Origin of the sequence: Nocardioides sp. CF8 (assembly GCF_000389985.1) — a bacterium.
GTDB lineage: Bacteria > Actinomycetota > Actinomycetes > Propionibacteriales > Nocardioidaceae > Nocardioides > Nocardioides allogilvus.
On record NZ_CM001852.1, the window covers coordinates 433,905 to 458,272 of the forward strand.

Annotated in this window: 21 protein-coding genes; 18 read left to right on the top strand and 3 right to left on the bottom strand. The window is 69.6% G+C overall.

Going from position 1 to position 24,368, the window contains the following annotated elements:
* Positions 1–88: 88 nt before the first annotated feature.
* The gene (locus CF8_RS02100; protein ID WP_010831488.1) at positions 89–1,969 is read left to right on the top strand and encodes a Na+/H+ antiporter; all 1,881 of its coding nucleotides are present in this window, start codon (positions 89–91) and stop codon (positions 1,967–1,969) included.
* Between the two features lie 87 nt (positions 1,970–2,056).
* Here the strand turns inward: CF8_RS02100 and CF8_RS20600 are convergent, their stop codons facing one another.
* Complete coding sequence (locus tag CF8_RS20600) at positions 2,057–3,271, bottom strand: glycoside hydrolase family 16 protein (protein WP_010831489.1); 1,215 nt, start codon at positions 3,269–3,271, stop codon at positions 2,057–2,059.
* A gap of 137 nt (positions 3,272–3,408) precedes the next feature.
* On the opposite strand from CF8_RS20600, the gene CF8_RS02110 reads away from it, so the two are divergent.
* Positions 3,409–4,053 carry an MBL fold metallo-hydrolase gene (locus tag CF8_RS02110; RefSeq protein WP_010831490.1) on the top strand — a complete coding sequence of 215 codons (645 nt, stop codon included), beginning with the start codon at positions 3,409–3,411 and terminating at the stop codon, positions 4,051–4,053.
* On the opposite strand, the gene CF8_RS02115 is transcribed toward CF8_RS02110, so the two are convergent.
* The gene (locus CF8_RS02115; protein ID WP_010831491.1) at positions 4,050–5,300 is read right to left on the bottom strand and encodes an isochorismate synthase; all 1,251 of its coding nucleotides are present in this window, start codon (positions 5,298–5,300) and stop codon (positions 4,050–4,052) included. The genes CF8_RS02110 and CF8_RS02115 overlap by 4 nt on opposite strands.
* A 34-nt stretch (positions 5,301–5,334) precedes the next feature.
* Entirely contained in the window at positions 5,335–6,327 is a 993-nt protein-coding gene (locus tag CF8_RS20605; protein ID WP_010831492.1) for a L,D-transpeptidase family protein, read from the bottom strand.
* Positions 6,328–6,411: 84 nt separating this feature from the next.
* Between CF8_RS20605 and CF8_RS02125 the strand changes: the two genes are divergently transcribed.
* From CF8_RS02125 to CF8_RS02200, 16 genes are all read left to right on the top strand, one after another.
* Positions 6,412–7,101, top strand: a complete 690-nt coding sequence (locus CF8_RS02125; RefSeq protein ID WP_036490007.1) for a demethylmenaquinone methyltransferase — start codon at positions 6,412–6,414, stop codon at positions 7,099–7,101.
* 303 nt (positions 7,102–7,404) lie between these two features.
* Positions 7,405–7,764, top strand: coding sequence for an NADH-quinone oxidoreductase subunit A (locus tag CF8_RS02130; protein ID WP_010831494.1), 360 nt, complete (start codon positions 7,405–7,407; stop codon positions 7,762–7,764).
* A 134-nt stretch (positions 7,765–7,898) separates the two neighbouring features.
* Complete coding sequence (locus tag CF8_RS02135; RefSeq protein ID WP_010831495.1) at positions 7,899–8,453, top strand: NuoB/complex I 20 kDa subunit family protein; 555 nt, start codon at positions 7,899–7,901, stop codon at positions 8,451–8,453.
* Entirely contained in the window at positions 8,450–9,175 is a 726-nt protein-coding gene (locus CF8_RS02140; RefSeq protein ID WP_010831496.1) for an NADH-quinone oxidoreductase subunit C, read from the top strand. Before CF8_RS02135 ends, CF8_RS02140 begins: the two co-directional genes overlap by 4 nt.
* Entirely contained in the window at positions 9,175–10,509 is a 1,335-nt protein-coding gene (locus CF8_RS02145) for an NADH-quinone oxidoreductase subunit D (protein ID WP_010831497.1), read from the top strand. The genes CF8_RS02140 and CF8_RS02145 overlap by 1 nt, the downstream gene beginning before the upstream one ends.
* Positions 10,506–11,348 (top strand): NADH-quinone oxidoreductase subunit NuoE, encoded by an 843-nt coding sequence (gene nuoE / locus CF8_RS02150; RefSeq protein WP_010831498.1) that lies wholly within the window; start codon positions 10,506–10,508, stop codon positions 11,346–11,348. Before CF8_RS02145 ends, nuoE begins: the two co-directional genes overlap by 4 nt.
* An 8-nt stretch (positions 11,349–11,356) precedes the next feature.
* The gene (gene nuoF / locus CF8_RS02155; protein ID WP_036491969.1) at positions 11,357–12,673 is read left to right on the top strand and encodes an NADH-quinone oxidoreductase subunit NuoF; all 1,317 of its coding nucleotides are present in this window, start codon (positions 11,357–11,359) and stop codon (positions 12,671–12,673) included.
* The gene (locus CF8_RS02160) at positions 12,670–15,060 is read left to right on the top strand and encodes an NADH-quinone oxidoreductase subunit G (RefSeq protein WP_010831500.1); all 2,391 of its coding nucleotides are present in this window, start codon (positions 12,670–12,672) and stop codon (positions 15,058–15,060) included. The genes nuoF and CF8_RS02160 overlap by 4 nt, the downstream gene beginning before the upstream one ends.
* Entirely contained in the window at positions 15,060–16,460 is a 1,401-nt protein-coding gene (gene nuoH / locus CF8_RS02165; RefSeq protein WP_010831501.1) for an NADH-quinone oxidoreductase subunit NuoH, read from the top strand. The genes CF8_RS02160 and nuoH overlap by 1 nt, the downstream gene beginning before the upstream one ends.
* A complete protein-coding gene (gene nuoI, locus CF8_RS02170; RefSeq protein WP_010831502.1) occupies positions 16,460–17,014 on the top strand; it encodes an NADH-quinone oxidoreductase subunit NuoI in 555 nt (184 codons plus the stop codon). The genes nuoH and nuoI overlap by 1 nt, the downstream gene beginning before the upstream one ends.
* Positions 17,011–17,826: an NADH-quinone oxidoreductase subunit J gene (locus CF8_RS02175; protein WP_010831503.1), complete on the top strand. Its 816-nt coding sequence runs from the start codon at positions 17,011–17,013 to the stop codon at positions 17,824–17,826. Before nuoI ends, CF8_RS02175 begins: the two co-directional genes overlap by 4 nt.
* Entirely contained in the window at positions 17,823–18,116 is a 294-nt protein-coding gene (gene nuoK / locus CF8_RS02180; protein WP_010831504.1) for an NADH-quinone oxidoreductase subunit NuoK, read from the top strand. The genes CF8_RS02175 and nuoK overlap by 4 nt, the downstream gene beginning before the upstream one ends.
* A 67-nt stretch (positions 18,117–18,183) precedes the next feature.
* Positions 18,184–20,094, top strand: a complete 1,911-nt coding sequence (nuoL, locus tag CF8_RS02185; protein WP_408635499.1) for an NADH-quinone oxidoreductase subunit L — start codon at positions 18,184–18,186, stop codon at positions 20,092–20,094.
* The gene (locus CF8_RS02190) at positions 20,091–21,614 is read left to right on the top strand and encodes an NADH-quinone oxidoreductase subunit M (RefSeq protein WP_010831506.1); all 1,524 of its coding nucleotides are present in this window, start codon (positions 20,091–20,093) and stop codon (positions 21,612–21,614) included. The genes nuoL and CF8_RS02190 overlap by 4 nt, the downstream gene beginning before the upstream one ends.
* Positions 21,611–23,203: an NADH-quinone oxidoreductase subunit NuoN gene (nuoN, locus tag CF8_RS02195; protein ID WP_010831507.1), complete on the top strand. Its 1,593-nt coding sequence runs from the start codon at positions 21,611–21,613 to the stop codon at positions 23,201–23,203. Before CF8_RS02190 ends, nuoN begins: the two co-directional genes overlap by 4 nt.
* The gene (locus CF8_RS02200) at positions 23,200–24,207 is read left to right on the top strand and encodes a polyprenyl synthetase family protein (protein WP_010831508.1); all 1,008 of its coding nucleotides are present in this window, start codon (positions 23,200–23,202) and stop codon (positions 24,205–24,207) included. Before nuoN ends, CF8_RS02200 begins: the two co-directional genes overlap by 4 nt.
* Positions 24,208–24,368 lie beyond the last annotated feature (161 nt).

The following is a 24,368-nucleotide window of genomic DNA, read 5'->3' on the forward strand; positions in this document are numbered from 1 at the left end:
CGGTCGGGGAGGCGGGCATCCATGCGACTGAGGGCGCCACCGACCGCATGAGTCGCATCGGGTGCTCACCGCCTGACAGACTCAGCGGGTGGAGATCGCCCTGTTCCTCGTCGCCCTGGTCGTTGTGGTCCTGGCCGGGGCCGCGCTGGCCGGCCGCCTCGAGGTGCCTGCCCCGCTGCTGCTGATCGCCGTCGGGGTCGGGGGCACCTACCTGCCGTTCGTGCCCGAGATCCACCTCGAACCCGAGATCGTGCTGCTGGGGCTGCTGCCCCCGCTGCTCTACGCCGCCGCGATCCAGACCTCGCTCGTCGACTTCAACGCCAACCGGCGCGCGATCCTGCTGCTGTCGATCGGCCTGGTCGTCTTCACGACGTTCGGTGTCGGCGCCGTCGTCCACCTCATCGTGCCGAGCATCTCGTGGCCGGTCGCGATCGCCGTCGGGGCCGTCGTGGCCCCGCCCGATGCCGTCGCGGCCACCGCGATCGCCCGCCGCATCGGGTTGCCGCGCCGGGTGGTCACGATCCTCGAGGGGGAGTCGCTGCTCAACGACGCGACCGCCCTCGTCTCGTTGCGTACGGCGATCGCCGCCGCGTCACTCGGCGTCAACGCCCTCGACGTCGGCGTGGACTTCCTGCGCGCCTCGGTCGGCGGGGCCGCGCTGGGCTTCCTCGTCTTCGTCGTCGTGGCCAAGCTGCGCAAGCTCGTCACCGACCCGCTCATGGACACCGCCATCTCGCTGGTGACGCCGTTCGCTGCCTACCTCCTGGCAGAGGAGCTCCACTCCTCGGGCGTCATCTCGGTGGTCGTCGCCGGCCTGCTGCTCGGGCACAAGGCGCCGATCATCCAGACCGCCCAGTCGCGGATCGCCGAGCGGATCAACTGGCGCACCATCGCCTTCCTGCTGGAGAACACGGTCTTCCTGCTGATCGGCCTGCAGGCTCGCTGGATCCTCGAGGGCGTCGCCGACAGCGCGATCGCACCCGCGCGCATCGCCGCGGTGTGCGCCGCCGCGCTGCTGGCCACCATCGTGCTGCGGCTCGTGTGGGTGTTCGCCGCGCGCTATGCGCTGGTCCGGCCCGGCCTGGATCCCGCCACGGGACACGCCCCGCCGTGGCAGTACACCTTCGTCCTCGGCTGGGCGGGCATGCGCGGGGTCGTGACCCTGGCGGCCGCGTTCGTCATCCCCGAGACCACCGAGCACCGCGAGGTGTTGCTGCTCATCGCGTTCACCGTCGTCGCCGGCACGCTGTTCATCCAGGGCCTCTCGCTGCCCTGGGTGGCGCGGAGGCTGCGGGTGCCATCGCCCGACCCCCTGGACGACGCGCTGGCGCGTGCAGCACTGCTGCAGCAGGCGTCCAAGGCCGGGTTCGCCGCCCTCGAGGAGCTGGACCACGACGACCCGCACGGCGTGGCCGACCTGATCCGCCAGCGCGTCGACCAGCGCAACTTCGCCGCGTGGGAGCAGCTGTCGACCACCCCGGGCCAGGAGTCGCCGAGCGATCTCTACGCCCGGGCCCGGCTGGCGATGATCGAGGCCGAGCGCGCGAAGGTGCTGGAGATCCGCAGCACCGGCACCGTCGCCAGCGAAGTGGTGCGCGACGTGCTCAGCATCCTCGACGTGGAGGAGTCGATGCTCGACATCGCCGCCACCGCCGACGACGAGGAGGCGCCGCGCGCCCGTCGCGTGCCGACCGGCAGCTCCTGCGAGCACCTCGACGCCGCCGGTCACGCCCCCGTCGCCCCCGTCGCCTCCGTGGACGACGGGCTCGTGTGCCAGCAGTGCGTGGAGCTCGGCTCCCACTGGGTCTCGCTGCGTCGCTGCCTGGCCTGCGGCAACGTCGCGTGCTGCGACTCCTCACCGCACCAGCACGCCACCGAGCACTTCCACGACACCACCCACCCGGTGATGCAGTCGGCCCAGCCCGGCGAGGCCTGGCGCTGGTGCTTCGTGCACCACCTCACCGGCTGACCCGCCCGGCGAAATGCGAGACGCGCCGCCCCACCGAAGTGGAGCGGCGCGTCGCCGTACGAGGTGAAGCGGGTCAGACCTGGAAGATCAGGCCTGCCACAGGCGGACCCAGTCGACGCTCATCGTCTGCGGGAGCTTGCGGTCGCCGCCCGGCATCTGCGCGATCTCGTAGTCAGAGGCGAGAACGCTCAGGATCGGGAACTGCTCCTGGCCGGAGACGCCGACCTTGGTGCGCCACGACTCCTTGCCGTCGATCCGGAAGATGTAGGACTTCGGGGTCCACTCGACCGAGAAGACGTGGTAGCTCTTCGACCAGCCGTCGCGCTTGTTCTTGAGGAACGAGGTGGGGCTCTTGATCCAGGAACCGGTCTTGACGTCCTTGCCGGAGCTGTTCTTGGAGTAGATGAACGACGTCAGGCCGCCCTGGGGGTGCTTGTCACCGAAGTACTCGATGACGTCGATCTCGGCGCCGGTCTCCTTCGGGCTGTTCGAGCCCGCGGCCCCCTGCGTCGCCGGCTGCATCCAGAAGCCGCCGTGCTGGCCGCGGAGCTTGTGCATCTTGATGCGCGCGGCCGCGAAGCCGTACTTCAGCGAGACGGCGCCCTGGGTGCCGATGTGGCCGTTGAGGCGGTAGGCGAACGCGCCGGTGGACTTGCCGTCCTTCTTCGCAACGCACTTCTCGCCGGCGCGGGCCGGGTCCTTCATCACGCTGATGCGGGCGGTGCCGCCGCGGACGGCGACGGCGCTCGGGGAACCCTTCGAGCACTCGCGCAGGCTGGAGGGCTCGTAGTTCGGGCCACGGTGGTTCCAGCTGGGCGACAGGGCCGAGCCGGAGAACTCGTCGGTGAACGAGGCGGTCAGCCAGCGCTCGGTGCTCGTGGGCTTGCTGGTGACGGCCGACGCACCCTTGAAGGCGGGAGCGGTGACGCGGTACTTCAGCGCCTTGCCACGCTTGGAGATCGGCGCACCGAACTCAGCGGTGCCCTTGCGCGTGGTCTTGGTCTTGGAGACCGTCTTCCAACCGCCGCCCTTCTTCACCTGCAGCGCGACCGGGCGGTTGACCTTGCGCGGCTTGATGTTGGCAGTCAGCGCAGCCTTGGCCTTCTTGGCAGCGGCAGGCTTCTTGCCCTGCTGGACGATCTGCGGCAGAGCGACCAGCTTGGCCTTGCTCTTCGCCTTGCGGGCGGAAGTGTTGGTGAGCGGGGCTTCAGCCGCGTCAGCCGAGGTGGTCGCGGAGACCATCAACAGCGAAGCAGGCATGAGCAGGGCGACGAGGCTTCCCGCCAGTGCGCGTCCAGACATGAATTCTCTCTTTGTTCGGGTGCATGTGGTTCCCCCTGGCATCCGTCGAGGGCGTCCACACCATAACTGCCGCACAAAGCGGCGTGGCACAGAACCGACGAACGGCCGGCGAACGCGTCATCTCCTACAGTGGACAGATGCGCGTCACCAAGTTCGGGCATGCCTGCGTGCGGATCTCGTACGCCGATGCGGTGGTCGTCCTCGATCCGGGAGTCTTCACCGAGGCCGCCGCAGTGGACGGCGCGACGGCGATCCTCATCACCCACGAGCACCCCGACCACTACGACCCGGACCACCTCCGGGCCAGCGATGCGCGCATCTTCACGATCGAGTCCGTCGCCGCCCAGATCCGCCGACAGGCGCCCGACCTGGTCGAACGGGTGAGCGTCGTGGAGCCCGGTTCGTCCTTCGACGTGGGGGTGACGGTCGACGTGGTGGGCTTCCAGCACGCCGTCATCCATCGCGACCTGCCGCGCATCGACAACAGCGGCTACCTCCTGACCGCCGGCGACCGACGCGTCTACCACCCGGGCGACTCGCTCACGCTGCCCGAGGCCGACGTCGACCTGCTGCTCGCGCCCATCAGCGCCCCGTGGCTCAAGGTCAGCGAGGCGATCGACTTCGTGCGGGCCGTCGGGGCGCCGCGCACCCTCGGCATTCACGACAAGATCTACACCGACGCCGCGCTCGGGATCGTCGACACCCACATGGGCAACCTGCTGCCGGACGGACAGGAGTTCCTGCGCCTGCGCGACGGCGAGGACGTCCCGGGCACGTCCTAGCCGGAGAGGGCGTCGCGCACCGGCACGAACTTCGCCTGCGACTCGGCCAGCTCGGCCTCGGGGTCGGAGCTGCCGACGATGCCGCAGCCCGCGAAGAGGCGCACGGTGTTGCCCTGGACGAGGGCGGAGCGCAGGGCGATCCCCCACTCGCCGTCGCCGTTGGCGTCCATCCAGCCGACGGGGCCGGCGTAGCGGTCGCGCGCCATGCCCTCGATCTCGGCGATCAGCGCGACGGCCGAGGTGGTGGGGGTGCCACCGACGGCCGCGGAGGGGTGCAGCGCCTCGGCCAGCTGCAGCGACGAGACGGTGGCAGCGTCGTGGACCACCCCGGCGACGTCGGTCGCGAGGTGCATGACGTTGGGCAGGTGCAGGACGAACGGCACCTCCGGCACGTTCATCGACGAGCAGTGCGGTTCGAGTGCGTCGGCGACCGACCGGACGGCGTACTCGTGCTCCTCGAGGTCCTTCGACGAGCGCGCGAGGGTGCCCGCCAGCGCGGCGTCGCGCTCGACGTCGCCCGTACGGCGGATGGTGCCCGCCAGCACCCGCGACGTGACGAGGCCGCGCTCGCGGCGCACGAGCATCTCCGGCGTCGCGCCGAAGATGCCGTCGACGTGGAACGTCCAGCACATGGAGTAGTCGCTGACCAGCTTGCGCAGGGCCCAGCGCACGTCGAGCGGCTCGTCGCAGGTGGCGACGAGGTCGCGGGCCAGCACGACCTTCTCGAGGTCGCCGGCGTTGATCCGGCCCACGGCGTCGGCGACGACCGACATCCAGGCCTCACCGTTGAGGGAGCCGTCGGCGAAGCTGAGCCCGGCGGGTGGGGCGGGGAGCGGAGCAGGCGCCAGGTCGGGGACCGGCACGCCGACCGTCGTCACCCAGGCCCGGTCCCCGCGCCGACCGACGACGACCTGCGGCACGACCAGCACCGACTCACCCGGGTCGTCGGCGAACCCGAAGGAGCCGAAGGCGACCAGGCCGGTGCCCGGCTCGTTGACGGAGTCGTGGACCTCGGCGTGGGAGGTGAGCTCGGACCACCACTTGTCGGCGTCGCTGAAGCGAGCGGTCCCGCGGGTGCGGATGACAGCGGCCACGCCCCAGCCGACCAGGCCCTCGTCGCGGCGCAGCCAGCTGACCGGGCTGTCGGCCGGCACGAGGTCGAGCAGCTCGCCGACCTCGTCGAGCCCGACGGCAGCCGTGTGCACGACCAACGGGTCGCTGGCAGCGGCGGTCGAGTGCGGCGTCACGAAAGCGGAGCCTACGCCGCGGCTACGGAGGGCCTCACGACCGGTAGACGATGACCTTGTCGCCGAGTCGGACCTGGTCGAAGAGCCAGCGGATGCCGTTGTAGTCACGGACGTTGACGCAGCCGTGCGAGGCGCCGTTGTAGCCGGTCGCGGCGAAGTCGGGGGAGTAGTGCACGGCCTGGCCGCCGGAGAAGAACATCGCGAACGGCATCGAGGTGTCGTAGAGCGACGAGACGTGGTCGCGCGACTTCTTGAAGACCGCGAAGGCGCCCTCGCGGGTCGGCAGCTCGTCGGAGCCGAAGCGGACGTCGTAGCGCGACTGCACGACACCGTTGACCACCCAGCGCAGCGAGCGGGAGGTCTTGTCCACGCACATGGCCCGGCCGGTCATGCACCTCGAGTCGAGCTTCGGCCCGGTGGGCACGATGTTGAACAGCTCGGCCTTGGTGGGCTTGCGGGTCATCTGCGCGAGGCGGTCGAGGGTGCGCCGGTCGACCTCGCCGGTGACGGGGATCCTGCGCTTGGCCTGGAAGCCGGAGACCGCATCGACCGTCCGCTGGTCGAAGGCGCCGGTGACGTCGCCGCTCCACCAGTTGATCTGCTCGAGGCGGGCCTGCAGCCGACGCACCGGCAGGCCCTGGTCGCCCGCCTTCAGGATCGCCGGGCCGGGCGTGTAGATGTTGTGCAGCGCCTCGTGGGTCGGCTCGCTCGTCTTCGCGCGCAGCTTGGCCCACAGGACCGCGTCGACGACGCCGGTCGTCGCGCGCTTGCGACGGGCCTGGAAGGTGCGCACGCCGTCGCGGGTCTGGGCATCGAAGCGCCGGGTGATGACCTCGGAGTGCAGGCCGAGCTGGTGCAGCCGGCTCTGCAGCTCGCGCACCCGCCAGCCCGTGTCGCCGAACTTCAGCCGGGTGAACGAGCTGCGTTCGGCGGCCGACCCCTCCGACTGGGCCGGTCCTGCCACCGAGACCATGCCCAGCGCCAGCACCAGTGCGATCAGCAGCGAGAAGAAGCGAGTCGTTCGCATATGAGTCTCCGAGGTAGGCAGTGGCGTCAATCGTAAGGACGCCCACCGACATCGCGAAGTTGCGTCCCGACTACCCTCGCCTGCGTGGCCCGCGCGGAACTCGACAAGCAACCGACCGACGTCCGACGCATGTTCGACGCGGTCGCCAAGCGCTATGACGTCACCAACGACGTGCTGTCCCTCGGTCAGGACCGTCGTTGGCGCCGCGACGTGATCGATGCGGTCGACCCGTCGTACGGCGACAAGGTGCTCGACCTCGCTGCCGGCACCGGCACCTCGAGCCAGCCGTTCGCGGACCGTGGCGCGATGGTCGTCCCGTGCGACTTCTCGCTCGGCATGCTGCAGGTGGGCAAGAAGGCGCGCCCGGCGCTGCCGTTCACCGCCGGCGACGGCACGAAGCTGCCCTTCGCCGACGACACCTTCGACGCCGTGACGATCTCCTTCGGCCTGCGCAACATCGTCGACCCCGAGCAGGGGCTGCGCGAGATGCGCCGCGTGACCCGTCCCGGTGGCCGCCTCGTCGTGTGCGAGTTCAGCCACCCGACGTGGGCGCCGTTCCGCACCGTCTACATGGAATACCTGATGAAGGCGCTGCCCGCGATCTCGCGCACCGTCTCGTCGTCCCCGGACGCCTACGTCTACCTGGCCGAGTCGATCCGCGCCTGGCCCGACCAGCGTGGCCTCGCCGACCTGATCGTGACCGCCGGGTGGACCGCTCCCCAGTGGCGCAACCTCTCGGGCGGCGTCGTCGCGCTGCACCGCGCCACTGCCTGAGCGGCCCTCGCCGTACGACCGGATCGTCGGACCTCCTGCGGGACGTCCGACGTCGTGGCTGCCCCGGCGACCGGGTCGTCGGACGTCCCGATCGACGTCCGACGGGGCCGTTGTCGTACGGCGAATTAGCCAAGCCGACAGTGCCCAAAATCGGCCTCCGCGGGACCGTCCGGAGCACTCCCACCCCCGACGTGACGCACGCCATGTCGGCCCCTAGACTGTGGTGCGCGCCACTAGTGAAGTAGTTCACAAGGTCACACGTGGGGTGCCGAGTCGTCGGCGACGAGAGGGAAGGAACTCAGGATGGAGCTCTACACGCCAGTGCTGGCGCTGGCCCTCCTGGCGGCCGGATTCGCGGTGATGTCCGTGGTCATGAGCACCGCCGTGGGACCCAAGCGCTACAACCGGGCCAAGCTCGATTCCTACGAGTGCGGCATCGAGCCGACCCCGCAGCCGATCGGCGGCGGCCGCGTGCCGGTGAAGTACTACATCACCGCGATGATGTTCATCATCTTCGACATCGAGATCATCTTCCTCTATCCGTGGGCCGTGCACTTCGACGCGATGAAGTTCTTCGGCCTCGTCGAGATGGTCATTTTCATCGCCACTGTCTTCGTCGCCTACGCCTATGTGTGGCGTCGCGGCGGACTGGACTGGGACTGAGGATCACGATGCACGCACCCTGCCCGCGTTGTCGTCGGTCGACGACCGCTCCGCTGCGCTCCGCTGAAGGTCGCCTTCCCTCCTCCGCCTTGGCATGGCACGCGCCTCGCGACCCTCAGAGAGGTAACTGAGTAATGGGTATCGAAGAAAAGCTTCCGTCCGGGGTCCTGCTGACCACCGTTGAGGGCGTCGCCGGCTACATGCGCAAGGCCTCCTTCTGGCCGGCCACGTTCGGCCTGGCCTGCTGCGCGATCGAGATGATGACGACGGGCGGTCCGAAGTACGACCTCGCCCGCTTCGGCATGGAGGTCTTCCGCGCCAGCCCGCGCCAGGCCGACCTGATGATCGTCGCCGGCCGCGTGAGCAACAAGATGGCTCCGGTCCTGCGCCAGATCTACGACCAGATGGCCGAGCCGAAGTACGTCCTCGCGATGGGCGTCTGCGCGAGCAGCGGCGGCATGTTCAACAACTACGCCATCGTCCAGGGCGTCGACCACATTGTCCCCGTCGACATGTACCTCCCCGGCTGCCCGCCCCGCCCCGAGATGCTGATCGACGCGATCCTCAAGCTGCACGACCAGGTCCAGGCGACCAAGCTCGGCGTCAACCGGCTGGCCGAGATCGAGCTGCAGGAGTCCAACGCCCTCAAGGCGCTGCCGACCTCCCAGATGCGGGGGCTGCTGCGATGACGGACAACACTCCGACCCACAACACCCAGGACCCGTCGACCGACCTGGTCGCTGGCGACCAGGAGGTCAAGCGCGCGGTCGGTTCACGCCGCGGCATGTTCGGTGTCCAGGGCACCGGCGACACGTCCGGCTACGGCGGACTGGTCACCCCGACGGTCTACCCCGGTGACAGCCAGCGCCCCTTCGGTGGCTGGTTCGACGAGGTCGTCGACGCCCTCGAGGCGCGGCTGCGGTCCACCGAGCTCGACACCGCGGTCGAGCGCATCGTCGTGCACCGCGGTGAGATCACCTTCCACGTGCGCCGTGAGGACCTTCCCTTCGTCGCCCAGATGCTGCGCGACGACGAGGCGCTCCGCTTCGAGTTCTGCTCGGGCGTCAGCGGCGTTCACTACCCCGACGACACCGGGCGCGAGCTGCACGCCGTCTACCACCTGCTCTCCATGACCCACAACCGACGGATCCGGCTCGAGGTCACCTGCCCCGACGCCGACCCGCACATCCCCAGCCTGGTCAGCATCTACCCGACCAGCGACTGGCACGAGCGCGAGACCTGGGACATGTTCGGCATCCAGTTCGACGGCCACCCGGCCATGGCCCGGATCCTGATGCCCGACGACTGGCCCGGTCACCCGCAGCGCAAGGACTACCCCTTGGGCGGCATTCCCGTGGAGTACAAGGGCGGCTCGATCCCGCCCCCCGACCAGCGGAGGTCGTACAACTAATGACTCAGGACATGTACGCCGACCCCAGCGAGACCAGCCAGGGCAAGGTCTTCACGGTCACCGGCCAGGACTGGGACTCCATCAGCCAAGGCCTCGGCGACGCCGCCGACGAGCGGGTCGTGGTCAACATGGGTCCCCAGCACCCCTCGACCCACGGGGTGCTGCGCCTCATCCTCGAGCTGGAGGGGGAGACGGTCACCGAGGCCCGCTGCGGCATCGGCTATCTCCACACCGGCATCGAGAAGAACATGGAATACCGCACCTGGGTCCAGGGCGTCACGTTCTGCACCCGGATGGACTACCTCTCGCCCTTCTTCAACGAGGCGACCTACTCCCTCGGCGTGGAGCGCCTCCTCGACATCGAGGACGACATCCCGGAGAAGGCGCAGGTCATGCGCGTCCTCCTCATGGAGCTCAACCGCATCTCCTCCCACCTCGTCGCGATCGCGACCGGCGGCATGGAGATCGGCGCGTTGACCGTGATGACGATCGGCTTCCGCGAGCGCGAGCTGGTGCTCGACCTGTTCGAGCTGATCACCGGCCTGCGGATGAACCACGCCTTCATCCGTCCCGGCGGCGTCGCTCAGGACCTGCCGCCCGGCGCCCTCGACGAGATCCGCGACTTCATCGCGCTGATGCGCAAGCGGCTGCCCGAGTACGCCGCCCTGTGCAACGCCAACCCGATCTTCAAGGCCCGCCTCGAGGACGTCGGCCACCTCGACCTCGCCGGCTGCCTGGCGCTGGGCCTGTCCGGTCCCCCGCTGCGCGCGACCGGCTACGCCTGGGACCTGCGCAAGACCGAGCCCTACTGCGGCTACGAGGACTACGACTTCGAGGTCCAGACCTGGGACACGGCCGACGCCTACGGCCGCTTCCGTGTCCGGCTCAACGAGATGAGCGAGTCGCTCAAGATCGTCGAGCAGGCCGCCGACCGCCTCGCCGCCCTCGAGGGCGCACCGGTCATGGTCGCGGACAAGAAGATCGCCTGGCCCAGCCAGCTGTCGATCGGCAGCGACGGCATGGGCAACAGCGCCGACCACATCAAGCACATCATGGGCGAGTCCATGGAAGCGCTGATCCACCACTTCAAGCTCGTCACCGAGGGCTTCCGCGTGCCGCCCGGCCAGGCCTACGTCCCGGTCGAGTCGCCCCGCGGCGAGCTCGGCGCGCACGTCGTCTCCGACGGCGGGACCCGCCCCTTCCGGGCACACTTCCGTGACCCGTCCTTCACCAACCTCCAGGCCACCAGCGTGATGAGCGAGGGCGGCATGATCGCCGACGTCATCGTCGCCATCGCCTCGATCGACCCCGTGATGGGAGGTGTCGACCGATGACCCAGCCTTCCGAGGTCCCCGCTGTCGACCCCGGCATGACCGTCAGCACCGCCGCCTACTCCGCGCCGGCGCCTGACCGGTTCGACGACGACCGGACACCGCTGACGCCGGAGACGTACGCCGAGCTGCGAGCCATCGCCGCCCGCTACCCCGAGGCACGCTCGGGCCTGCTCCCGATGCTGCACCTCGTCCAGTCGGTCGAGGGCCGGGTGACCCCCGAGGGCATCGAGGCCTGCGCCGAGGTGCTCGGCATCTCGGCCGCCGAGGTCAGCGGTGTCGCGACGTTCTACACGATGTACAAGCGCAAGCCCGTCGGTGACTACCTCGTCGGTGTCTGCACCAACACGCTGTGCGCGGTCATGGGCGGCGACCTGATCTTCGAGCGGCTCAAGGACCACCTCGACGTCGGCAACGACGAGACGAGCGAGGACGGCAAGATCACCCTCGAGCACATCGAGTGCAACGCCGCCTGCGACTACGCCCCCGTGATGATGGTCAACTGGGAGTTCATGGACAACCAGACGCCCGACTCGGCCGTCCAGGTCGTCGACGACCTCCGCGCCGGCAAGGACGTCCAGTCCACGCGCGGCCCCCGGCTCTGCACCTGGAAGCAGGCCGAGCGGGTGCTCGCCGGCTTCCCCGACGACCTCGCCGACGAGGGCCCGGCCGCTGGCCCGGCCTCCCTGGTCGGGCTCGCGATCGCCCGGGACCGGGGCTGGACCGCACCGTCGGCCGATGCCGCGGGCACGACCGCCGCCACCGGCACCAAGACCGACGCCGTCGAGCAGGCCGACACCTCGCGCGCGGAGTCCGAGACGAAGGCCGAGGAAGGCAAGTGAGCACCGACATGTTGACCCCGGTCCTCACGGACAACTGGGACCAGGAGCGGGCCTGGACGCTGGCCTCCTACGAGGCCCGTGGCGGTTACGCCGCCATGCAGAAGGCGCTCACCATGCCGCCCGACGACATCATCACCGCGGTCAAGGACTCCGGTCTGCGCGGTCGCGGTGGCGCCGGATTCCCCACCGGCATGAAGTGGGGCTTCATCCCGCAGGACCCTGGGACACCAGCCGGCAGCAAGCCGAAGTACCTCGTCGTCAACGCCGACGAGTCGGAGCCGGGCACCTGCAAGGACATCCCGCTGATGATGGCCAGCCCGCACACCCTGCTCGAGGGCGTCATCATCAGCTCCTTCGCGATCCGTGCCAACCACGCCTTCATCTACGTCCGTGGTGAGGTCCTCCACGTCATCCGCCGGCTCCAGCGCGCCGTGCAGGAGGCCTACCTCGCCGGTCACCTCGGCAAGAACATCAACGGCTCGGGCTACGACCTCGACGTCGTCGTGCACGCCGGTGCCGGTGCCTACATCTGTGGCGAGGAGACCGCGCTGCTCGAGGGCCTGGAGGGTCGTCGCGGCCAGCCGCGCCTGCGTCCGCCGTTCCCCGCGGTGGCCGGCCTCTACGCCAGCCCGACCGTCATCAACAACGTCGAGTCCATCGCCTCCGTGCCGAGCATCATCGCCAACGGTGCCGACTGGTTCGCTTCGATGGGCACCGAGAAGTCGAAGGGCTACGGCATCTTCAGCCTGTCGGGCCACGTCACCAACCCCGGCCAGTACGAAGCTCCGCTCGGCATCACCCTGCGCCAGCTGATCGACCTGGCCGGTGGCATGCGCGAGGGACACGAGCTCAAGTTCTGGACCCCCGGTGGCTCGAGCACGCCCCTGCTGACGCCGGAGCACCTCGACGTACCCCTCGACTTCGAAGGCGTCGGTGCAGCCGGGTCGATGCTCGGCACGCGTGCCCTGCAGCTCTTCGACGAGACCACCTGCGTCCTGCGTGCAGTGCTGCGCTGGACCGAGTTCTACAAGCACGAGTCCTGCGGCAAGTGCACCCCGTGCCGTGAGGGCACGTGGTGGCTGGTGCAGACGTTGGCCCGCCTGGAGAAGGGGCAGGGCAGCGAGGACGACCTCGACCTGCTCCTCGACCAGTGCGACAACATCCTGGGCCGTTCCTTCTGCGCCCTCGGCGACGGTGCGACCAGCCCGATCTCGAGCTCGATCAAGTACTTCCGCGAGGAGTACCTCGCCCACCTGAGCCACGGCGGCTGCCCGTTCGACCCGAACGCCTCGACCACCTTCGCCACCACCGGAGCAACGGCATGACGACGACCCCGGAGAAGACCGACCTGGTCACCGTCACCATCGACGGCGTCCAGGTCAGCGTCCCGCCCAACACCCTGGTCATCCGCGCCGCCGAGCAGGTCGGCGTGCAGGTGCCGCGCTTCTGCGACCACCCGCTGCTCGCCCCGGTGGGTGCGTGCCGCCAGTGCCTCGTCGACATCCCCGACGCCGGCAACGGCAAGCCGATCCCCAAGCCGCAGGCCTCCTGCACGCTGCCGGTCGCCGAGGGCATGGTCGTCGAGACCCAAGTGACCAGCAAGGTCGCCGACAAGGCGCAGCAGGGCGTCATGGAGTTCCTGCTCATCAACCACCCGCTCGACTGCCCGGTCTGCGACAAGGGTGGCGAGTGCCCCCTGCAGAACCAGGCCATGTCGCACGGCCGTGGCGAGACCCGGTTCGAGGGCGTCAAGCGCACCTTCCCCAAGCCGATCAACCTCTCCGCACAGATCCTGCTCGACCGGGAGCGCTGCATCGTCTGCCAGCGCTGCACCCGCTTCACCGACGAGATCGCCGGCGACCCCTTCATCGAGATGGTCGAGCGCGGTGCCCAGCAGCAGGTCGGCATTGCCGACGACGCGCCGTTCCTGTCCTACTTCTCCGGCAACACCATCCAGATCTGCCCGGTGGGTGCCCTCACCAGCGCCGAGTACCGCTTCCGCTCGCGCCCCTTCGACCTCGTCTCCACGCCGGGTGTCGCCGAGCACGACGCCTGCGGCGCCGCGATCCGCATCGACCACCGTCGTGGCAAGGTCATGCGCCGCCTGGCCGGCAACGACCCCGAGGTCAACGAGGAGTGGATCAGCGACAAGGACCGCTTCGCGTTCCACTACGCGCGCCAGGACGACCGCCTCACGCACCCGATGGTGCGCGACGAGGACGGCCAGCTGCGCCCGGCGTCGTGGCCCGAGGCCTTCGCCGTCGCTGCACGCGGCCTGCGTGCGGCCGGCGCGAGCGCGGTGCTCACCGGTGGTCGCGTGACCGCCGAGGACGCCTACGCCTACGCCAAGTTCGCCCGGGTCGCGCTCGGCACCAACGACATCGACTTCCGCGCCCGCCCGCACAGCGCCGAGGAGGCTGACTTCCTCGCGTCGTTCGTCGCCCTCAGCAGCGAGGTGTCGTACGCCGACCTGGAGTCCGCCTCCGTCGTCGTGCTCGCCGGCCTGGAGCCCGAGGATGAGGCGGCCACGATCTTCCTGCGGCTGCGCAAGGCGTCGAAGGGCAGGACCAAGGTGGTCGCGCTGGCGCCGTACACCACGCGCGGCCTCGCCAAGATGAACGGCCGCCTGGTCGCGACGGTCCCCGGCACCGAGGCCGAGGCGCTCAGCGCGCTCGCCAACGACGGTGAGACCGCCCTCGACGCCGGCGGCGTGATCCTCGTCGGTGAGCGACTGGCCCAGAGCCACGGTGCGCTCACTGCCGCACTCGAGCTCGCCAGGACCACCGGAGCCCGCCTGGCCTGGGTGCCGCGCCGGGCCGGCGACCGCGGTGCGGTCGAGGCCGGCTGCCTGCCGACCCTGCTGCCCGGTGGTCGTCCCGCATCGGAGGCCTCGGCGCGCGTCGATGCCGCCGCCGCCTGGGGCGTCGAGTCGCTGCCCGACACGGCCGGTCGTGACGGCAACGCGATCGTCGCCGCCCTGGTCAAGGGCGACCTCGGTGGCCTCGTGATCGGCGGCGTCGACCCCGATGACACCGCCGACCCGGCCGCCACGCGTACGGCGATCGAGTCCGCGCAGTTCGTTGTCAGCCTGGAGCAGCGGATGACCGACGTCGCCGCGCTCGCCGACGTCGTGCTGCCGGTTGCCCCGGTCGCCGACAAGGCCGGCACCTTCCTCACCTGGGAGGGGCGACCGCGCCCCTTCGAGGCGGTCTTCACCAACCCTGCGTCGCTGCCCGACCTGCGCATCCTCGCCGGCATCGCCGACGAACTGGGCACGCCGCTCGGCTTCCGCACCGTGCACGAGGTCCGCACCGAGATGGCGGTGATGGGAGCCTGGGACGGCCCTCGCCCGACCCTGACGCTCGGCAAGGAACCCCGCAGGCCCAAGGCCAGGGCCGGCGCGCTCGCGCTGTCGACCTGGAAGCAGCTGCTCGACCTCGGGTCCATGCAGCACGGCGACGTCAACCTCGCCGCCACGGCCCGCCCGGCCGTCGCCCGGATCAACCAGGCCGCCCACGACGCGCTCTTCGGCCTGCACCAGGGACCGGCGCTGGTGACCCTCTCCGGTGACCGGGGCTCGGTCACGCTGCCCGTCGAGGTCGCCGACCTGCCCGACGGTGCGGTGTGGGTGCCGGCCAGCTCGTTCGGTCGCGGGGTGCTGGCCGACCTGGCCTCGCCCGGCAGCTCCGTCACGGTGAAGGGAGCCAAGTGATGATCCCCCAGATGCTCAGCCAGGTGACGGCGTTCGTGGCGGACGACCTGTCCGCCTTCGGCCAGGACCCGTGGTGGCTGATCCTGGGCAAGGCCGTCGCGATCTTCATCGTGCTGGTCCTGCTCACGCTGTTCAACATCTGGCTGGAGCGCCGGGTCGTGGCCCGCATGCAGCACCGCATCGGTCCCAACGTGCACGGGCCCTTCGGCCTGCTGCAGTCGCTGGCCGACGGTGTGAAGCTCGCGCTCAAGGAGGACATCATCCCCAAGGCGGCCGACAAGGTCGTCTTCTTCATCGCTCCGGTGATCGCGGTGATCCCCGCCTTCGTGACGTTCGCGGTGATCCCGTTCGGGCCCGAGGTCGGGCTCCCGTTCACCGACCGCACCACCCCGCTGCAGCTGACCGACATGCCGGTGGCCGTGCTGTTCGTGATGGCCATCGCGTCGATCGGCATCTACGGCATCGTGCTCGGCGGCTGGTCCAGCGGGTCGACGTACAGCCTGCTCGGCGGCCTGCGCTCGAGCGCCCAGATGATCTCCTACGAGGTCGCCATGGGGCTCGCGCTCGTCGCGGTCTTCCTGTACGCCGGCTCGATGTCGACCTCGGAGATCGTGGCCGCGCAGAACCCTGGCCAGGAGTACTGGCTCGGCGTCATCCCGGTGCCGACGTGGTACGCCCTGATCCTGCTGCCGTCGTTCATCATCTACGTCATCTCGATGGTCGGTGAGACCAACCGGGCGCCCTTCGACCTCCCCGAGGCCGAGGGCGAGCTGGTCGGCGGCTTCCACACCGAGTACTCCAGCTTGAAGTTCGCGCTGTTCTTCCTCGCCGAGTACATCAACATGGCGACGGTGTCGGCACTCGCGACCACCCTGTTCCTCGGTGGCTGGCACGCGCCCTGGCCGATCATCCAGCTGTGGGAGGGCGCCGACTCCGGCTACTGGCCGCTGCTGTGGTTCTTCTCCAAGATGTTCCTGTTCATCTTCATGTTCATCTGGCTGCGCGGCTCGCTGCCCCGCCTGCGCTACGACCAGTTCATGGCGTTCGGCTGGAAGCGGCTCATCCCCGCGTCGCTGGTCTGGATCGTGCTCGTCGCGACGATCCGCGTCCTCACCCTCGAGGGCGGCATCGACCGCTCCTACATCCTCGCCGGCGCCGGGGTCCTCCTGGCGCTCTGCATCGTCCTGTTCTTCGTCGGGGACAGTGCCGAGGAGGAGGAGACCACGCCGGCCGGGACCGACGCCGAGGTGGACGCCTTCGCGGGCGGCTTCCCGACCCCGCCCATGCCGACCGGTGGAGCCGTGCGCGGCGCCGCCCGACCGCTGACGTTCGCCGATCGGCGTACCACCGTGACAGGCAGCGCTGCTGACAGTGCGACCGCCTCGGACCAGGAGAAGTGATGGCTGACGCCAAGACCCTCAAGGAGCAGTACTGGGACCCGGTCGCCGGGTTCGGGGTCACGTTCCGCACGATGTTCAAGAAGGTCGTGACCGAGCAGTACCCCTTCGAGAAGATGCCGACCGCGCCGCGTTTCCACGGTCGCCACCAGCTCAACCGGTGGCCCGACGGGCTGGAGAAGTGCATCGGCTGCGAGCTGTGCGCGTGGGCCTGCCCGGCCGACGCGATCTACGTCGAGGGCGGCTCCAACACCGACGACGAACGCTTCAGCCCCGGTGAGCGCTACGGCCGCGTCTACCAGATCAACTACCTGCGCTGCATCCTCTGCGGGCTGTGCATCGAGGCGTGCCCGACGCGGGCGCTGACGATGACGAACGAGTACGAGCTCGCCGACACCACGCGGGCCGACCTGATCTACGAGAAGTCCGACCTGCTCGCCCCGCTCCTGCCCGGCATGGAGCAGCCGCCGCACCCGATGCGGCTCGGCGACGACGAGGGCGCCTACTACCGCGGTGCGTACGGCGCCTCGGAGACTCCGAACGGAGGCCCCGCATGACGTTCTGGATCCTCGCCCCGATCATGGTGGCGGCCGCCCTCGGCATCCTGTTCGTCCGCAAGGCCGTGCACGCCGCGATGCTGCTGGCCATCGTGATGCTCAGCCTGGCCGTGCTCTACGCCGTCCTGGACGCGCCGTTCCTCTTCGCGGTCCAGATCATCGTCTACACCGGCGCGATCTTGATGCTGTTCCTGTTCGTGCTGATGCTCGTGGGCGTTGATGCGTCCGACTCGGTCGTCGAGACGATCAAGGGCCAGTGCGCGCTGGCCACGATCCTCGGGCTGGCCCTCGGCGCCGTCCTCGTGACCGCCCTCTCGCAGGTCACGCTCGGCACCGCCGTGGGCCTCGACGAGGCCAATGCCGGCGGCAACATCGAGCAGCTGGCCAACATCTTGTTCTCCCGCTACGTCTTCGCCTTCGAGGCCACCAGCGCCCTGCTGATCACGGCCGCGATCGGCGCGATGGTGCTGGCCCACCGCGAGCGCCTCACGCCGAAGGAGACGCAGGCCTCGCTGGCTGCGCAGCGGATGCGCGACTACGCGGAGACCGGCAAGCACCCCGGCCCGTTGCCGGCGCCCGGTGTCTACGCGCGTCACAACGCCGTCGACACCCCGGCCCTGCTGCCCGACGGTTCCGCGGCGGAGTCCTCGGTGTCGCGGGTGCTGGTCGCTCGCGGCGTCATCCGTTCCGGACCGGCCATGGCCGACGACATCGACGAGGTCCGCCGCCAGCTCGGCCAGGACCCCTCGGAGATGCCTGAGACCTCCGGCAAGTCCGGCGCTCCGGCCAGCACGGAAGAGGACGTCAAGTGACCGAGTACATCGTCCTGTCCGCGATCCTCTTCACGATCGGCTGCGTCGGCGTGCTCACCCGCCGCAACGCCATCGTGGTCTTCATGTGCATCGAGCTGATGCTCAACGCCTGCAACCTCGCGCTGGTCACCTTCGCCAAGCAGCACGGCAACCTCGACGGCCAGATCGCGGCCTTCTTCGTGATGGTGGTGGCGGCCGCGGAGGTCGTGATCGGCCTCGCGATCATCATGACCATCTTCCGCACCCGACGTTCGGCCTCCGTCGACGACGCCAGTCTGCTGAAGTACTGAGGGACCTGACGTGACTCTTGACGCAATCCTGCTTGCCTCCTCCGAGGCTGCCTCCGAGATCCCGGTCGTGCACCCTGTGGCCGCCGAGGGTGTGTTCACCTGGCTGTGGCTGATCATCGCGCTGCCCCTCGCGGGCGCTGCGGTGCTGCTGCTCGGTGGTGCCGTCGCGAAGGGCGCCCTGGACAAGGTCGGCCACTGGATCGGTACGGCGAGTGCCGCCGGCTCCTTCGTGCTGAGCCTCATCCTGTTCATCGCCCTGCTGGGGCGCGGCGAGGAGGAGCGGCAGATCGGCCAGCACCTCTTCACCTGGTTCCAGGTCGGCGGCCTCGACGTCGGCATGGACCTGCTCTACGACCCGCTCTCCGCGCTGTTCCTGCTGCTGATCACCGGCGTCGGCTCCCTGATCCACGTCTACTCCATCGGCTACATGGAGCACGACGACCGGCGCCGCCGCTTCTTCGGCTACCTCAACCTCTTCGTCGCCGCGATGCTGGTGCTGGTCCTCGGCGCCAACTACCTCGTCGTCTTCCTCGGCTGGGAGGGCGTCGGCCTGGCGTCCTACCTCCTGATCGGCTTCTGGCAGCACAAGCACTCCGCCGCCGCCGCCGCGAAGAAGGCCTTCGTCATCAACCGCGTCGGCGACATCGGTCTCTCGCTCGCGATCGCGCTGATGTTCACGACCTTCGGCACCACCGACTTCGCGGCCATCAGCGAGCAGGCCTCCGGTGCCTCGCAGGCCACCCTCAACGCGCTCGGCCTGCTGCTCCTGCTCGGTGCGTGTGGCAAGTCCGCCCAGGTGCCGCTGCAGGCGTGGCTGCTCGACGCGATGGAGGGCCCGACCCCGGTCTCGGCCCTGATCCACGCGGCGACCATGGTCACCGCCGGTGTCTACCTCGTCGTGCGCTCCAACTTCATCTACGAGCTGACGCCGGTCGCGCAGACCGTCGTGGTCATCGTCGCCACGGTCACGCTGCTGTGGGGTGCGATCCTCGGCTGTGCCAAGGACGACATCAAGAAGGCGCTGGCCGGCTCGACGATGAGCCAGATCGGCTACATGATGCTCGCCGCCGGTCTCGGTGTCGCCGGCTACCCGTTCGCCATCTTCCACCTGCTCACCCACGGCTTCTTCAAGGCCAACATGTTCCTCGGCGCCGGCTCGGTGATGCACGGGATGAACGACGACGTCGACATGCGTCACTACGGCGGGCTGCGCAACTACATGCCGGTCACGTTCTTGACCTTCGCCATGGGCTACCTCGCGATCATCGGGTTCCCCGGCTTCTCCGGCTTCTTCTCCAAGGACAAGATCATCGAGACCGCGCTCGCGGAGAACTGGATCATCGGTCTCTGCGCGCTGCTCGGTGCCGGCATCACCGGCTTCTACATGACCCGCCTGATGCTGATGACCTTCTTCGGCGACACCTCCCGCTGGGACAAGGACGCCCACCCCCACGAGTCGCCCCACGTGATGACGGTGCCGCTGATCGTGCTGGCTGCGCTCTCGGTCCTGGGTGGCGTGCTGCTCCTCGGTGACTTCGTCGTGGAGTTCCTCGCCCCGGTCACCGGCGTCGCCGAGCACCACGAGCCGCCGCTGCCGGCGATCGTGATCACGCTCATGGTCGTGGCCGTCGTCGCCATCGGCGTCGCTGCCGCCTGGTTCCTGGTCGGCAAGCGCGAGATCCCCCGCGTGGCTCCCACCGAGGTCTCCTTCGCCACCCGCGCCGCTCGTGCCGACCTGTACGGCGATGCGATCAACGAGGGCGTCGTCGTGGCCCCGGGCAGGGCCCTGGTCTCCGGTCTCACCTCGTTCGACCGCGTCGGTGTCGACGGGGTCGTCGAGGGCGGCTCGCTCGGTGTCGGTGCCGTGTCCGGTGCCCTGCGCCGCGTCCAGAACGGCTTCGTGCGCTCCTATGCCCTCTCCCTGCTCGGCGGCGCACTGCTCGTCGTCCTGGCCCTCCTGGCGGTGAACCTCGCATGAGTGATCTCCCTGTTCTCTCCGTGCTGATCGCGATCCCCCTCGTGGGCGCGATCGTGACGGCCTTCCTCCCGGCCGCGACAGCCCGGCTCGCCGGCGTCGCCTTCGCCGGAGCCGCGCTGCTGTGGGCTGCGATCGCCGCGCTGTCGGCGTACGACCTCGACGGCGGCATGCAGCTGACCGAGACGCACGCGTGGATCGAGGCGCTGGGCGTGCACTACGCGCTCGGCGTCGACGGCCTGGGCCTGGTGATGGTGCTGCTGACGGTCGCCCTCGTGCCGATCGTCCTGGTCGCCTCGTGGCACGAGGCCGACGAGGAGGGCAACGGCGGCAGCCGGAACTTCGTGGCCTGGGTGCTCGCGCTCGAGGCGATGTCGCTGGCGGTCTTCACGGCCACCGACGTGTTCCTCTTCTACGTCGTCTTCGAGGCCACCCTCATCCCGGCCTACTTCCTCATCGGCGGCTTCGGCCGCTCGGGTCGTGGCCGCGCGGCGATGAAGTTCCTCATCTACCAGCTCGCCGGCGGCCTGGTCATGCTCGCCTCGGTGATCGGGCTCTACGTCGTGTCGGCCAACAGCGGCAACCCGTCGTTCCTGATCTCCGACCTCGCGGCCCTCGACATCGACCCGATCACCCAGCGCTGGCTGTTCGTCGGCTTCTTCGTCGCCTTCGCGATCAAGGCGCCGCTGTTCCCGGTGCACACCTGGCTGGCCGACACCACCGAGAAGGCCACCACCGGCACGTCCGTGCTGCTGATCTGCGTGCTCGACAAGATCGGCACCTTCGGGATGCTGCGCTTCTGCCTCGGGCTGCTGCCCGACGCCTCGCAGTGGGCCACCCCGCTCGTGGTCGCGCTCGCGCTGATCTCGATCGTGTACGGCGCCCTGGTGGCCATCGGCCAGGACGACCTGCTGCGCCTGATCGGCCTGACGTCGCTGTCGCACTTCGGCTTCATCGTGCTCGGCATCTTCGTCTTCAACAGCCAGGGCATCTCCGGCTCGATCCTCTACATGGTCAACCACGGCGTCGGCACCGCCGCGCTGTTCCTGGTCGCCGGCTACCTCATCCGTCGCCGCGGCACCGCCTCGATCAAGGCGATGGGTGGTGGCGTCGAGAAGGTCGCCCCGGTCCTCGCCGGCACCTTCCTGATCGCGGGCCTCGCGACCTGCGGGCTGCCCGGCCTCTCGCCGTTCGTCTCCGAGATGCTGGTCATCATCGCGGCCTTCGAGCACGCCTGGTGGGCGGGCGCGATCGCGGTGACCGCGATCGTGCTGGCCGCGATCTACGTGCTCTGGGCCTACCAGCGCACCATGACCGGCCCGTCCGGTTTCGACCGCGTGGAGGTCATGCCCGACCTCGACGCCCGCGAGGTCGGCACGCTCACCCCGCTGGTGCTCGCACTCGTCCTGTTCGGCTTCTTCCCGATGCCGCTCCTCGACGTCATCAATCCACATGTCACCGACATCATGAGCAACGTCGGTGTCACTGACGCCCCGCCGAGCGTGACCGGAGGCCACCCGTGACCGACTTCGTCAAGCCCACGATCGACTACTTCGAGCTGTTCCCGCTCCTGGTCGTCTTCGGGGCCGCCTGCCTGGGTGTGGTCGTGGAGGCGTTCGCCCCCCGCGCTGCCCGCTACGGCGCGCAGGTCCTGCTCTCTCTGGGCGGCCTCGCCGCCGCCACCGTCAGCGTCGTGCTGATCGCGCGTGACAGCGAGGTCTATGCCGACGGCGCCGCCCGCGGCATCCTCGCCGTCGGCGGCACCATCGCGGTCGACGGACCCACGCTGTTCCTGTGGGGCCTGATCCTCGTGCTCTCCGTCGCAGGCGTGATGCTCTTCGCCGAGCGGCACCTCGACGGGGGAGTGTCCGCCTTCTCCGGCCAGGCCGCGGCCCTGCCCGGCTCCGAGGCCGAGCGCGAGGCCTCCACCCGGGGGCTGGACCACACCGAGGTCTACCCGCTGCTGATGTTCGCCGTCTTCGGCATGCTGCTGTTCCCGGCTGCCAACGACCTGCTGACGATGTTCGTGGCCCTCGAGATCCTCTCGCTGCCGCTCTACCTCCTCTGCGGCCTCGCACGTCGCCGTCGCCTGCTCAGCCAGGAGGCCGCCCTCAAGTACTTCCTGCTGGGTGCCTTCTCCTCCGGCTTCTTCCTGTACGGCGCCGCGCTGGTCTACGGCTACGCCGGCTCGATGGACTTCGCCGACATCAACGAGTCGGTCCGCAACGACGCGGGCAACTCCGCGCTGCTGCTGATCGGCATGGGACTGCTGACGGTCGGCCTGCTGTTCAAGGTGGGCGCCGCTCCGTTCCAGGCGTGGACGCCCGACGTCTACCAGGGAGCCCCGACCCCGGTCACGGCCTTCATGTCCGCCGGCACCAAGGTGGCCGCCTTCGGTGCGCTGATGCGCCTGTTCTACGTCGCCTTCGGCGCCGACCGCTGGTCGTGGCAGCCGATGCTGTGGGTGATCGCGATCTTGAGCATGCTGCTCGGAGCCATCGTCGCCATCACGCAGAGCGACGTGAAGCGGATGCTGGCCTACTCCTCGGTGGCCCACACCGGCTTCATCCTGACCGGCGTCCTCGGCGTCCAGGCCACCGGTGACCTGGCTGTCGGCGAGGTGAGCTCGCTGCAGTCGGTGCTGTTCTACCTCGCGACCTACGGCCTGGTCGTCCTCGGTGCCTTCGCGGTGGTCAGCCTGGTGCGCGACTCCGGCGGCGAGGTGACGTCCCTGGACCGCTGGGCCGGCCTGGGCAAGGAGTCGCCGGTCGTGGCCGGCGTGTTCGCGTTCTTCCTGCTCGCCATGGCGGGCATCCCGCTCACCTCCGGCTTCGTCGGCAAGATCGCGGTCTTCTCGGTGGCCCTCGCAGCGGGGGCCTGGCCGGTCGTGGTGGTCGGCATCCTGGCCAGCATCATCGCCGCGTTCTTCTACATCCGGGTGATCAAGGCGATGTACTTCGACGAGCCCGTCGGGGACGGTCCCAGCGTCGTCTACCCGTCCGTGCTGACCGCCACGGCCATCGCCTTCGCGGTCGCTGCGACGCTGATGCTGGGTGTCTTGCCGGGGCCGTTGCTCGACCTCGCGGGCCTTGCGGGACAATTCCTCAGGTGACCACCTCGTCAAGCTCGTCTCTGGCGCTCCCCGTCGACGACGCGGAGCTCGCGCAGCGCCTTGCCGAGCGCCTGGTCAAGGTCGAGGAGATGCTCGCCGGCCATTGCCAGGGCCGCACGGCCTATGTCTCCCAGGCGGCCGCGCACCTGATGGCAGCCGGTGGCAAGCGCTTCCGGCCGTTGCTGGTGCTGCTCGCCGCCGAGACCGGACCGACGCCGGATGCCGAGGAGGTCCTGACCGCCGCGTGCGTCGTGGAGCTGACGCACGTCGCCTCGCTCTACCACGACGACGTGATGGACGAGGCCGACCTGCGACGCGGTGCCGACACGGCCAACGCCCGGTGGGACAACCACGTCGCGATCCTGACCGGGGACTTCCTCTTCGGCCGGTCCTCGGAGCTCACTGCCGACCTCGGCCCCGACGCGGTCCGCATCCAGGCCAAGACCTTCACCCGCCTCGTCGAGGGCCAGATCCTCGAGACCGTCCAGCCGGAGCCCGACGAGGACCCGCTGGCCCACTACCTCGAGGTCGTGGCCGGGAAGACCGGCTCGCTGATCGCCACCTCCGCCCACTACGGCGCGATGTTCGGTGGCTCGACGCCCGAGGTGGTCGAGGCGCTGCGGGCGTACGGCGAGATCGTCGGCTCCGCCTTCCAGCTCTCCGACGACATCCTCGACATCGCCTCCGAGTCCGACGAGTCCGGCAAGACCCCCGGCACCGACCTGCGCGAGGGCGTGCCCACGCTGCCGGTGCTGATGGCGCGAGCCTCGACCGACCCGGCCGATGCGCGGCTGCTCGAGCTCCTCGACGCCGACCTCACCGACGACCAGCTGCACGCCGAGACGCTCGACCTGCTGCGCAAGCACCCCGCCATGGGCGAGGCCCGCGCCTACGTCGTGGCCCAGGCCGAGACGGCCAAGGCGCTGCTCGGCGTCCTGGAGCCCGGGTCGGTCCGCACCGCCCTCGAGTCCTTCGCCGACATCGTCGCCACGCGCTCCGCCTGATCGACCGGCCCCGGACCGGCCCACGACCGGCCCACGACCGGCTCGGAACGCGCACCCGTGATCCCCCTCCTAGGGGTGATGAGGGCTGTCTTGATGTGTGGTTGCGTCGGGGGGTACAGCCAGTCTGACTGGCGATCTCGGTATGCAGAGGAAGGACGAGA